This window comes from Longimicrobium sp. (genome assembly GCF_035474595.1).
Taxonomy (GTDB): Bacteria; Gemmatimonadota; Gemmatimonadetes; order Longimicrobiales; family Longimicrobiaceae; genus Longimicrobium.
This window is the reverse complement of the sequence record NZ_DATIND010000104.1, coordinates 1-11,814: the sequence shown is the minus strand read 5'-3', so window position 1 is coordinate 11,814 and position 11,814 is coordinate 1. Positions and strand designations below refer to the sequence as shown.

12 protein-coding genes are annotated in these 11,814 nt (G+C 72.0%); 2 read left to right on the top strand and 10 right to left on the bottom strand.

The features are described 5' to 3' along the window. The 5 genes from VLK66_RS19035 to dacB form a co-directional block, all read right to left on the bottom strand. The coding region (locus VLK66_RS19035) for a hypothetical protein (RefSeq protein ID WP_325311051.1) at nucleotides 1-194 on the bottom strand (194 nt) is incomplete at its 3' end. Beyond that, the gene (locus VLK66_RS19030; RefSeq protein WP_325311050.1) at nucleotides 191-913 is read right to left on the bottom strand and encodes an ABC transporter ATP-binding protein; all 723 of its coding nucleotides are present in this window, start codon (nucleotides 911-913) and stop codon (nucleotides 191-193) included. The genes VLK66_RS19035 and VLK66_RS19030, both read right to left, overlap by 4 nt. A gap of 237 nt (nucleotides 914-1,150) precedes the next feature. Beyond that, nucleotides 1,151-1,921, bottom strand: coding sequence for a DUF4412 domain-containing protein (locus tag VLK66_RS19025; protein ID WP_325311049.1), 771 nt, complete (start codon nucleotides 1,919-1,921; stop codon nucleotides 1,151-1,153). An 82-nt stretch (nucleotides 1,922-2,003) separates the two neighbouring features. Next, nucleotides 2,004-3,377: a S41 family peptidase gene (locus VLK66_RS19020; RefSeq protein WP_325311048.1), complete on the bottom strand. Its 1,374-nt coding sequence runs from the start codon at nucleotides 3,375-3,377 to the stop codon at nucleotides 2,004-2,006. Between the two features lie 207 nt (nucleotides 3,378-3,584). After that, a complete protein-coding gene (dacB, locus tag VLK66_RS19015; RefSeq protein WP_325311047.1) occupies nucleotides 3,585-5,120 on the bottom strand; it encodes a D-alanyl-D-alanine carboxypeptidase/D-alanyl-D-alanine endopeptidase in 1,536 nt (511 codons plus the stop codon). Between the two features lie 60 nt (nucleotides 5,121-5,180). On the opposite strand from dacB, the gene VLK66_RS19010 reads away from it, so the two are divergent. Beyond that, complete coding sequence (locus tag VLK66_RS19010) at nucleotides 5,181-6,098, top strand: GGDEF domain-containing response regulator (protein ID WP_325311046.1); 918 nt, start codon at nucleotides 5,181-5,183, stop codon at nucleotides 6,096-6,098. 206 nt (nucleotides 6,099-6,304) lie between these two features. Here VLK66_RS19010 and VLK66_RS19005 read toward each other — a convergent pair whose 3' ends face one another. Then, the gene (locus VLK66_RS19005) at nucleotides 6,305-7,156 is read right to left on the bottom strand and encodes a hypothetical protein (RefSeq protein WP_325311045.1); all 852 of its coding nucleotides are present in this window, start codon (nucleotides 7,154-7,156) and stop codon (nucleotides 6,305-6,307) included. Nucleotides 7,157-7,825: 669 nt separating this feature from the next. Between VLK66_RS19005 and VLK66_RS19000 the strand changes: the two genes are divergently transcribed. Next, nucleotides 7,826-8,224, top strand: a complete 399-nt coding sequence (locus tag VLK66_RS19000) for a holo-ACP synthase (RefSeq protein ID WP_325311044.1) — start codon at nucleotides 7,826-7,828, stop codon at nucleotides 8,222-8,224. 188 nt (nucleotides 8,225-8,412) lie between these two features. On the opposite strand, the gene VLK66_RS18995 is transcribed toward VLK66_RS19000, so the two are convergent. From VLK66_RS18995 to VLK66_RS18980, 4 genes are all read right to left on the bottom strand, one after another. Further along, a complete protein-coding gene (locus VLK66_RS18995; protein ID WP_325311043.1) occupies nucleotides 8,413-9,018 on the bottom strand; it encodes a YceI family protein in 606 nt (201 codons plus the stop codon). 204 nt (nucleotides 9,019-9,222) lie between these two features. Continuing rightward, complete coding sequence (locus tag VLK66_RS18990) at nucleotides 9,223-9,585, bottom strand: hypothetical protein (protein WP_325311042.1); 363 nt, start codon at nucleotides 9,583-9,585, stop codon at nucleotides 9,223-9,225. A gap of 32 nt (nucleotides 9,586-9,617) precedes the next feature. After that, entirely contained in the window at nucleotides 9,618-10,088 is a 471-nt protein-coding gene (locus VLK66_RS18985) for a MarR family winged helix-turn-helix transcriptional regulator (RefSeq protein WP_325311041.1), read from the bottom strand. Nucleotides 10,089-10,456: 368 nt separating this feature from the next. Next, the coding region (locus VLK66_RS18980) for a VWA domain-containing protein (protein ID WP_325311040.1) at nucleotides 10,457-11,814 on the bottom strand (1,358 nt) is incomplete at its 5' end.

Here is an 11,814-nt window from a genome sequence, read left to right as displayed (position 1 = left end):
GCGCCGTGCACGGCCACGGCGGCGGGGCGCTGGCCCAGGTTGCGCTGGCCCAGCAGGGTGAGCTGCTCCAGCACCACCATGATCCCCGGGTAGAGCAGGGTGGGGATCACGATCATCATGAACAGCGTGCGGCGGTCGCGGAGCGTTTCCCTCAGCTCCTTGGCCAGCACCGTCTTCACCAGGCGAAGGTTCACGCCGCCTCCCGCACGATGCGCAGGAAGGCGCGCGCCAGGTTCTGCTCGCCGGCGCCCGCCACGATCTCGTCGGCCGTCCCCTCCGCCACCAGCCGCCCCCCGGCGATGATCCCCACCCGGTCGGCCAGCAGCTCCACCTCGCTCATCTGGTGGGTGGAGAAGATGACGGCGCGGCCGCGCGAGCGGGCGTCGGAGATGAAGCGGAAGATGGCCTCGCTGCTGAGCACGTCCAGCCCCAGCGTGGGCTCGTCCAGCACCAGCGCGGGGGGATCGTGCACCACCGCGCGGGCGATGGACACGCGCTGCCGCTGCCCGGTCGACAGCTTGCCGCAGAGCCGGTCCGCGAACGCGCCCAGGTCGAACGCGCCGACCATCTCCTCCACCCGCCGCTCGGCATCGTCGCCCATGATGCCGTTCAGCGCGGCGAAGTAGCGCAGCACCTCGCGTGCGCTCAAGCGCTGGTACAGCCCCATCGACGCGGCCAGGAAGCCCAGCCGCCGCCGCACCTCCAGCGGCTGCGCCACGGCGTCGAACCCGTCGATCCGCGCCGTCCCCGAAGTAGGCGACAGGAGGGTGGCCAGGCAGCGCAGCGCCGTCGTCTTCCCCGCGCCGTTGGCCCCCAGCAGCGCGTACACCTCCCCGCCGCGGACGGCGAGGGAGACGTCGCGCACGGCCGCGAGGTCGCCGTAGGACTTGGAGAGCCGGTCGAATTCGATCATGTCCCCGCTGCGCGGAATACGAAAGTACGGGAGTACGGAAGTACGAAACCGCGTATCGGCGCGGACGAAAGTACGGGGGCGGCGCCCGCCAGGCGAGCGCCGCCCCCGTCTACCGTCTCCATCACCGTGCGCCGATCCGAAGCGCACTCACGCACTCACGCACTCACGCACTTCCGCACTTACGCACTTCCGCACTCACGCACTTCGTACTTCCGTACTCCGCGCGCAGCGCGGCCCTCAGTGCTGGAGCGCCTTGATCTCCGGCGGGAGCGCAAAGGTGGAGTCCGGGATGGGCTCGTGCGTCACGCTCTTCACCGTGCTGGTCATCTGCTGGCCCATCATCGACATCGTGGTCTTCGTGGGCATTCTGATGCCGTCGAACTCCTTGTAGTCGCTGTAGGCCACGTCCACCTGCATCTCGCCCATCTGCGACTGCTGCTTCATGCTCGACCCGACCAGCAGCCCCGTCTCCTTGTCGAAGCAGTTCATCACCTCGATGCCGGTGCGGGTGACCATGCGCACGTTCCAGCAGCCGCGGCCGTCCACCGTGCGCTCGCCCACCGTCTCCATCGTGGCGGCCGACTTGGCCGGGTCCAGGCTGGCGTCGAAGTCGGCCTGGCGCAGCGCCTCGTTCATCTCGGTCCCGCTCAGGATGCGCGGGCCCTGCATGGCGTTGTTGGTCCACGCCACCTGGCCGTCGTAGCCGCTGGTGGTCACGCCCATGCCGGGCATGTCCACGCGCATGAACATCTTGTTCGGGCGCGACTGGTACACGTCGATGTTCATGGTCATTCCCATGGCGGGGATGGCCATCTCCACCTGGCTGTGGCGCGAGCTGAACTTGCCGATGTTCTGCCGGCCGCCCACGGCCTGCACGTACTTCTCCACGACCTGCTGCGCGGGCGGCAGGTTGGCGGCCGGCGTCTGCTGCGCCGCCGCGGCGGCGGTCTGCGCGCCCAGCGCGAACAGGGCAACGCCCAGGGTGCGGGCGAACGGGGTGCGGGTCATCTCGAATTCTCCTTCGGTGGTGCGCGCCCTCCATCGTCGGGGACGGCGCGGGAAGCGGCGGAATGGCCCCGCCGCGAGCTTGCTACCGCGCCGGGGCGCGGCCGCGTTTCACTTCGGCGATCCAGGCCAGCGCCGCCTCGAGCGCGGGGTCGCGCCCGGCCAGCAGCGCGTCGCGGGTGGGGGGCGCGGCCACGTCGGGCGTCACCCCCAGCCCTTCGAAGCGCTTCCCCGTCTTCCCGGTGAAGTCGGCCACCGCGTGCATCAGCACGTCGCCGTCGGGGAGCTTCTGCGCGTACGCCGGGAGCGCCTGCGCCGCGGTGGGCTCGCCGAACACCCGCACGCGCCCCAGCTGCTGCAGCCCGCCCGCGAAGAACTCGCTGGTGCTGGCGCTCATCGCGTCGGTCAGCACGGCCACGGGGCCGGCGAAGGGGCGCACCGGGCGCGCCTGCGTGTCCACCGTGCGGGGATAGGAGACGAGGTAGAGCGTTCCCGTCCGGGTGCGCATGATCCCCAGCGTGTCCACGCGGTCCAGGAAGTGGCCGGCGAACCCGGGCGCCATCGCGCCGACGCCGCCCAGGTTGCCGCGGAGATCCACGACGATGCCGTCGGCGTCGCGCAGCGAGTCCATCGCCGCGTTCAGCCTCTCCACGACCGGCGGCATCCAGTAGCTGAAGCGGATGAGCCCGGCGGTCGTCCCCTCCGGCCCCTGCAGGCGGCGCGAGCCCCAGGACACGGCCAGCGGGGGGAGGTTGCCGAACTTCACCATCTGCACGCCGCGCGGCTCGCGCAGCGTCAGCTCGCGCGTCACCGTGCGATTGTTTCCGTCCAGGAAGCGCACGCGCACGCGGCTCCCCGGCTGGCCGCGCAGCGCGCCCGCGGCCGACATCCACGCGTACAGCTGGCGCCCGCGGGGCTCGCGCGCGCCGGGGATGCGCTCCAGCAGCGACAGCATCTCGCGCGCGGTCTTCGCGCCCACGGCGTCCAGCGCCCACCCCGTGCGCACGCCGGCCTCCGCGGCGGGGCCGCCGGAGTCCACGCGCGTCACCAGCAGGCGGCCGTCCACCAGCCGCACCTCCATCCCCGCGTCACCCGTCCCGGACGACTGCGACTCGGCCAGGCGCTGCTGCACCTCGCCGGGGATGACCTCGAAGTGCGAGTACGACAGGCGGCCGATCATCTCCGCCAGCACGCCGCGCAGCTGCTGCACGGTCGTGGCGGCCAGCGCGCGCGGGCGGAGGTCGGCGCGCGCCTGCTTCCACGGGCCGTTCACCACGGCGGTGTCCCACAGCGACCGGTCGATCACCGACCACGCGGTGTCGAAGGTCTCCGCCGCCAGCTGGGGGGTGATGGGGGTCCCGCGCGCGGCCCCGCCGCGGGGCGACTGCGCGTTCGCGGGGAGGGCGGCGGCCGCCAGCGCGACGGCGGCCAGGGTGATCCGGGAGATGCGGTTCGTCACGGAGATCGAGGTCCGGGAGATCGGGCGTAACATCGTTGCGGCTGAAAAAGATAACCCTCTCCGGCGATTTCGGAGAGGGCCCCCGCCGAGCGGCGGGTTTCCGTCGATGAACGGTCGCGGGCACGATCCGAACCATCGCCGGATCTCACGCGGAGACGCCGAGTCGCGGAGGTGCGGGGCCAGCGACTCCGCGTCTTCGCGTGAGACCTACGAGGCCGGGGTGGACGCGATGGCGCGGACCACGTCGTCGATCCCCGCCTTCATCCGCGCGGAGGGCTGGCCGGACTTGTTGGCGATGATGGAGAAGATCACCGTCCGCCCCTCGTCGGTCGTCACGAACCCGCTCAGCGAGTCGACGTTGCCGATGTACCCCGTCTTCGCCATCACCCGCCCCGGCAGGTCGGTGAAGCGCGACCGCAGCGACCCCTCGCGCCCGGCGACGGGGAGCGAGGCGCGGACGATCGCCATCTCCGGCGCACGGTTCACGTACGCCAGCAGCTTCACGAACGCCCGCGGCGTCACCAGGTTGCCGGCGGAAAGTCCGGAGCCGTCGCGCAGCCGGAAGTCGCTGGAGTCGATCCCCACCACCTGCGTCAGGAACTCGCGCTCCGCGGCCAGCCCCGCGTCCCAGCTCCCCTCGCCGCGCGTCTCGCGCCCGACCGTCTTCAGCAGCGTCTCGGCGATCCAGTTCTGGCTGTTCAGCAGGATCGGCGCGATGACCTTCGGCAGCGGATCGGAGAGATGCGAGGCGAGCGGCGTGGCGCCGGAGACGGGGGAGCGCGCGGGATCGGAGACCACGCGCACGTCCGCGCGGCCCAGCGAGATCCCCTTGCGCTCCAGCGTCTCGCGGAAGGTGGTTCCCGCGTAGTCGGCGCCGCTGGCCACGGCGAAGTACTCCACGTCCGTCCCCGACCCCGCGGGCACCTGGCCGTAGGCGCGGATGCGGTGCGTCCCCGGCACCCGCTCCAGGTCCGCCGTCCGCGGGCGCCCCGAGCCGACGGTGACCGTGCGGTTCTCCACCTCCACGTAGCCGCTCTCGGGCTGCCAGCTCACCCGCGCCCGCTCGCCCACCGCGCCCGGGGCGATCTGCACCTGCACCGAGTTGTCGTTGAAGCCCAGCGCGCCCACCGGCGCCGCGTACCACCAGCGCAGGTCGTACGCCTCCCAGTCCGGGCGCAGGTGCTCGGCCTCGAAATACGAGTCGTCGGCCACCACGCCGCCGGTGACGCGGTGGATGCCGCGCGCCAGCAGCGAGTCGGCCAGCTCCTCCCACACCGCCGTGCGCCGCCGGCCCCCGCGGTCGGAGATGAGCGGGTCGCCGCGCCCGTACAGCACCAGGTCGCCCTCCAGCACGCCGCCCCGCAACGCTCCGGTGCCGTAGAGTGTCGTTCTGTAGCGGTAGTCCGCCCCCAGCCGGTGCGCGGCCGTGCTGGTCACCAGCAGCTTCAGGTTGCTGGCGGGGATGAAGAGCCGGTCGGCGCTGCGCTGGTACAGGACGCGGCCGGTCTGTGCGTCGCGGACCTCGATCCCCCAGTCGGCGCGGCGGAGCGCCGGGCGTGCGAGGATTGCGTCGATCCGGGCGGCCAGGGCGGTCGCGCCGCGGGCAGGGGCGGAGCCGGTTGCGTGTTCCGCCGCCTGTGGTGCTAGATTAGGCGCCGCCTGCGCACGGGCGGCGGGCGCGGCTGTTGCCGTGTGCAGCGCGGCGAGGAGCGCGAGAGTGGCGCGGGGAGTGCGAGAGATCATCGGCAGCAGGGGATGCCGGGGTCGGGTTGAGGGGCCGTACATGGGAGCGCCACGAGGCAGATGAGCCGGATCCTGTTCGCGGAAGACGACGACGCGCTGCGGCGGATGACCACGCAGGTCCTGACCTCGGCCGGGCACGAGGTGAAGGACGTTCCGGGCGGCACCGCCGCCCTGGACGAGCTGCGCCAGCGCCTTCCCGACCTGGTGGTGCTGGACTACCGCATGGGCGACCCCGACGGCTTCGAGGTCTGCCGGCGGATCAAGCACGACCCGGCCACGGCGCACGTTCCCGTGCTCATCCTCACCGCGCAGCGGGGGATCGAGGACCGGCTGGGCGGCTTCGACGCGGGCGCCGACGACTACCTGGCCAAGCCCTTCGATCCGCGCGAGCTGCTGGCGCGCGTTTCGGCCCTCCTGCGCCTGGCGCAGCGCGGCCGCGACCGCAACCCCACCACCGGCCTTCCCGGCGGCGACGCCATCTACCAGGAGCTGGAGCGGAGACGCCAGATCGGTGCCGTTTTCACCGTGGCGTACTTCGACCTGGACTTCTTCAAGCCCTTCGCCGACCGCTTCGGCTTCGCGGTGGCCGACGCGGCCATCCGCGAGGCGGCGTCGGCCATGACCACGGTGGCGCGCGGCCGGCCCGACGTGTTCGTGGGCCACGTGGGCGGCGACGACTTCGTGCTCTGCTGCCCGCCCGAGGACGCGCTCCACCTGGCCGAGGAGGCCCGCCGCCGCTTCGACGTGGGCGTGCGCCGCCACATTCCCGCCGGCCCCGGGAAGGGCGACACCTACCGCGGGCTGGACCGCGAGGGAAACGAGCGCGAGTTCCCGCTCACCCGCCTTTCCGCCGCGCTGGTGCGCATCGACCCCGAGCGCTGGCCCTCCGTCGAGCGCCTGGGCGAGATCGTGGCCGAGGCCAAGCGCCACGCCAAGGGCGACGGCGGCGGCATCGCCGAGGTGGACGCGGAGCCCTGAACCTCCGGTCTCGCGGACCGGCTCCCAATCTACAGGACCCCGAATGAATTCGGGGGCAACAACCGCACAAAGTCCCTGCGGGACTGCTGACACGATATCCGGGCTTCCCCCCCAACGCCCGACGAGAAGCGGGTCCCCGCGCCGACGCCGGGACCCGCTCTTCTTTCATCGTACTTCCGTACTCTCGTACTCCGCCGCAGGCGGGCTCAGGCGGGGAGCGCGCTCTGCCGCGTCTTCATCCCCGGCAGCTGCGCGGTGCGGATCTCCAGGAAGTCGTAGACGATCACGCCCTCGTCGGTAATGTCGCTCATCACCCGCATCCCGTCGTCCAGCGAGTTCAGCACCTTCTCGGCGCGCGCCATGGGCCACCCCATCTCGGTGGCCACCTCGGTGACCGTCAGCCGGCCGCCCTTGCGCGAGGCGAGCTGGAGGACGGGGAGCTGCAGGCTCTGGATGATGGCGTCGCGGCGCTTCTCGCGGTCGCTCTTCACCCCCTTCAGCAGCATTCCGCCCCCGCCGCCGAACAGCAATCCGAACAGCGCCGGCGCGGGCTCGCCGTTGGCCAGCCCCACCACCAGCATGAGCGCGCCCAGCATGAGCAGCGCGTACGACAGCCACCGCTTCCAGGTGGAGTCGGCGATGGGGAGCGCCACCTCGTGCGAGGGCACGGGGGGCGCGGCGGGAAGACCCGACCCGCCGGGAAGGAGGGTGATGGCGCGCAGCCCGTGCGCGCCCCAGTTCATCCCGCAGCGCGGGCACACCTTGTGGTTGAAGCGGAGCGCGAGGTAGCCGATGCCGCCCGCCGCCATGATCGGCGCGGTGATCAGCGACAGCCCCACCAGCGCGGCCACGTGCGACCCGCGGGAGAAGTACCCGGCGCTCATCCCGCGGTAGCCGCAGTTGGGGCACACCTGCACCGGCGCGCCGCCGTACGCGGGCACGCCGCCGTACGTCTGCGAGGTGGTGCTGGGGAGCGGCGCGCGCGCCGCGGCGGCGCCGCACACCTGGCAGGTGGAGCGGCCGTCGGCGATCCGGGATCCGCAGGTGGAACAGTACATGGGCTCTACGCTCCGGCCGCGGGGCTCCGCGGCTGATCTGATCGTCAGGGACCGGTCGGCGTCCACCCGCCGCCGGTCATTGGACCTTGATACGACCCACCGCGCAAAAAGATTCAGCATGCCCCGCGCCGCGCGGCGGGCACCCGCCGGGCGGTCCGGGGCCGCCATGCGTTTCCGCCGCGGGGGCCGTCCCGCCGGCGCTCCGGGCGGCCGCGGGAGGTCGTGGAGGGCTCGAAGTGCTGGAAGGGCGACTGAACGATAGCTACGACCCGCCCCGCACGGAAGCGGCGCGTGCGGCGAAGTCGAAGATCCGTCGAAGGATGCGGACGGGAGGAGGCGCGGCGGGGATGCCCCGGCCGCCGCTCAGGGCGAGGGCGGCTGGTGCGGGCTGAGAAGGAGGTGGACGAGCAGCGTCCCCACCAGGATGCCCGCCACGATGGCCGCGAGCACCACGCCCATCAGTCTTGCCCGTGCCCGCCAGGGGTTCCGCGCCACTCGCTGTCCGCCTCCGCCGCCGTCCGCAGCCGTGATGTCGTGGGGGATGGTTCCGCCCGCGCCCTTTGCGAACCGCGTGCCGCGGGCGGTTGAGGCGCGGGGTGGCGGCGGGTATCTTGCCGCGCCGGCTCACGTTGTCGCCACCGCACCCGCGCGCGCAAGGCTCCGCCCATCATGATCGTTGGCCTGGGGATCGACGTCGTCCGCATCGCGCGCGTGTGGGCGGTGCTGGAGCGGAAGGGCGCCCGCGCGCGGTCGCGCCTGTTCACCGCCGCCGAGGCGGAGCGCTGCGCCGCGTCGAAGCATCCGCCGGAGAGCTTCGCGGCGCGGTTCGCGGCCAAGGAGGCGCTGTTCAAGGCGCTGGGCACGGGGTGGGGGATCGGCGGGGCGTGGACGGAGGTGGAGGTGGTCTCCGCCGCGACCGGCGCGCCGTCGCTGCGCCTCTCCGGCAGGGCCGCCGCGCTCGCCGAAGCCCGCGGCGCGGCGCGCATCCACCTCTCCATGACGCACGACCACGATACGGCGGCCGCGGTGGTGATCCTGGAAGCGGAGCCTCCCCGATCCCCCCAATGAATTGGGGGGCAACAACCGCACGAAGTCCCTGCGGGACTGCGCCCCCGGCATTCCGGCGGCTCCGGCTCGATGAGGGAGGCCTCACCCTCTTCTGCCAGATGCGCCACGAGGTTTCTTCGCCTGGAAGAAACCTCGTGGCGCGTTTGGTCGATGCTTGGGAAGTGTCGATCGTTGATGGAAACCGGGAATCAGCTGGCGGGCTGTTCGGCGGCTTCGACGGCGATGGTGATCTCGACGTCGTCGCCCAGCGTGAGGCCGCCGCCCTCGGCCGCGCGGTTCCAGGTGACGCCGTAGTCCATGCGGTTGATGGTCGTCGACGCCTCGAACCCGATGCGGCGGTGGCCCGGCGTGCCCGCCACCTGCAGCATGCGCCCGTCCAGCACCACCGCCTTCGTGGTCCCCCGGATCGTCAGGTTTCCGTAGATCTTCAGCGCGCCGCCGCGCTGCATCTGCACGCGCGTGCTGCGGAAGGTGATGGTGGGATGGCTGGGCGCGTCGAAGAAGTCCGCCGAGCGCAGGTGCGTGTCGCGGCGCTCGTTGCGCGTGTCGATGCTGGCCGTCTGGATCTCCACGTTCACGCTGCCGCCGGCCAGGTTCGCCGGGTCCGCCACGATCGTCCCCTTCCAGCTGCCGAAGGTGCCGTTCACCCGGCTCACCAGGTGGCGGATGCGGAAGCTCAGCTCGGAATGCGTGACGTCGATCTGCCAGGTCACCGGCGCGGGCTTCGGCGCGGCGGCCGGAGTGGGCGCGGTGCCCAGGAGCAGCGCGGGAGCGAGAAGAAGCGAAGCGAGCATGCCTCCAACGGCCATCGTCGTCCTCGGGTGTTCGTTGGAACGCGGATCGGGGGTGAGGGGAGAGAAACCCCGAAGCGCGCCCCCGGGTTCCGCCGGAGATGCGCCGGAACAGAAAGGTCGCAGGGAGAACGGAGCCGGCGGAGGGATCCCGGCGTGCGGCCGGTCTCCTCCGTCGGCTCCGTTTCCTCCGCGACTCTTCCGTTCCTAGTTCCAGCCGCCGAGAAGGGCCGCGGTGGCGGCGCCGATGAGGACGATGGTGCCGAGGACGATCACGCCGATCCCCAGCCCGCCCGTCCGCGCGGCGCTGACCTTTTTGGCATCGATGCGCTCGACGTCGGCCATCGCTACGGCGGTGCGGCGCGGCGGGTCGCCCGCGTCGCCCACGATGCTGTCGGCCACCATCTGCGGGTGGCGAAGGACGAGCACGCTCTGGTCGCGGCGCGTGACGCGGACGGTGCCGCTCGCGTTGGCCTGCACCACCTGCGGCGCGGGGGCGGTCTGCGGGCGCCAGCTGGTGCAGGCGGCAAGGGCGAGCAGGGCGGCGAGCGGTGCGGCACGGAGTCGCATCGTCAGCTTTCGGAAGAGGGTGATGGAGAGGCTCACGCGGCCGGTTCGCGCGCGGCTTCGAGCAGGTCGATGAAGGTGCCCAGGCGGTCGGGGCCGATGTGGCCCAGCTGGGCCACGTGCATCCGCGCGATCTCGTCGTCCAGCGGGGCGATGGCGTCCAGCCCGCCCTCGGTGATGCGCGTCCACACCACGCGGCGGTCCTCGGTGCAGCGCCAGCGCTCGGCCAGGCCGCGCTTCTCCAGCCGGTCCAGCAGCCGGGTGACGTCGGGGTCGCGGGTGATCATGCGGTCGCCCACGTCGCCCGCGGTCAGCCCGTGGTCGCCGGCGCCGCGCAGGATGCGCAGCACGTTGTACTGCGTGGGGGTAAGGTCGTGGCGCTTCAGCACGTCGGCCAGCCCCTGCACCAGCACGTTGGCCGTGCGCTGGACGTTCAGGTACGCCTCTTCCTCGAGCGATTCGATCGGGCGGTTCTGCTTGATCTCGCGCTGGAGCTTGCCGGACACGTGTGGTGGCCCTGTTTCGGGGTGCGCCCGCGTTTTCGGGGATGCGACCCGACGATAGATGCGGGAACGGACGAAGTCAACGGAAATGGGAGTACGAGAGTACGAAAGTACGGGAGTACGAAGGAAGATAAGGGAAGTCCTGAGTCCTAAGTCCTAAGTCCTAATATAAGTGCTGAGTGCTGAGTGCTGAGTATCGGATGCACATGTGCCGGGGAGTCACGAGGATGCTCGGGTGGGAGTCCGCGAAGGCGGACTTCGGGCCGTTGTTGCCGCGATTTCAATCGCCCTTCGCGGCTTTGGACGCAAAAAAACAGCTCGCCGCCTCCGATGCCGGAAGCGGCGAGCCGTCTTTTCATCCCCTGCGCCGTCTATGGGTGCGGGGCGGGGCGGACGCGGTAGACGCGGCCTTCGTGCACCACCGCTACCTGCTCGCCCAGCGCGAAGTAACGCGCCAGCGCGGGGACGCGGCCCAGCAGCGCATAGTACTCGTCACTGCCGAACACCACCGCCGTCTCCGGCAACGTCGTGCCCTCGCGGATCTCCGCGTCGGTCCACACGCCGGAGCGCAGGTAGAAGGTCTTGCCCCCCACGTGCTGCGTGCCGCCGCCCTGGGCGGAGTCGGCGCCGACCGTCGTCGTCTCCTGCATCCCGCGCGCGCTGCGGCTCTGCGTCACCGCGGCGGCGCCGGTCACCGCCTGCAGGTCCACCATCGCCGGCGGTGGGGGAGGCGGAGGAGGCGGCGGCGGCGGCGGGGGCGGCGGGGGCGGGGGCGGCGGAATCGAGGCGTTGCCGCGGACGCGCACGCCGCGCCCGCCCGAGCGCTGCACGGGCGGGCTGGCCGTCACGTTGCCCGTCACCACGTCCATCATCGCCTGCGGCTGCTCGCGCGCGCCGGGCTCCAGCGCCAGGTACGACGTGTACGGCGTCACGATCCCGTACCGCGTGCCCAGCTCCACGATCTCGTCCCTCAGCTCCTTCTGCTCGCCGTTGCTGCGGATCTGCTCCATCAGCCACCCCACGCGGCGCGTGGCCCAGAGCCGCGGGAGCCAGTCGTTCTGCTCGGCGCGCAAGGGGAAGCGCTGGCCCGGGTAGGTGAAGGTGCGCATCGGCGAGCCGGAGCCGCTCAGGCGGATGGCCACGTCGCGCAGCTCCGCGCTGTTGCGGTACCGCCCCACCAGCGCCAGCTGCGTGCCCCGGAACAGGTCGGGGAGCGTGCGCGGATAGACGAGATCGCTGCGCACCGGGCCCATGTCCACCCGCACGTTGGTCAGCACCGGGTGGTTCACCTTGTCGAAGAAGTTGCCGACCTTCACCTCCAGGTCCTCGCGCGGGTCCACGTAGTCGGCCACGCCGCCGTTCTCGGCCGCCACGCGGTCCAGCAGCCGCGTGTTCACGTCGTAGCCCACCCCGAAGGTGAACAGGCGCACGCCCTCGCGGCGGGCGCGGCGCGTGTTCTCCATGATCTTCTCCACCGCCGTGTCGCCCACGGTCGGCAGGCCGTCGGTCAGGAACACCAGCATCCGGGGCCGCGCGGCTTCACGCGGGAACTGCCCCATCGCCTCCACCAGCGCGTCGTTGATGTTGGTGCCGCCGCCGGGACGCAGCCCGCCCACCCACTCCACACCCCGCCGCCGCCCCGCCTCGTCCGCGCGCAGCAGCCCGCTCTCCATCAGCCGGGTGTCGCCCGAGAAGGCGATCACGTTGTAGCGGTCGCCGGGGTTCAGGC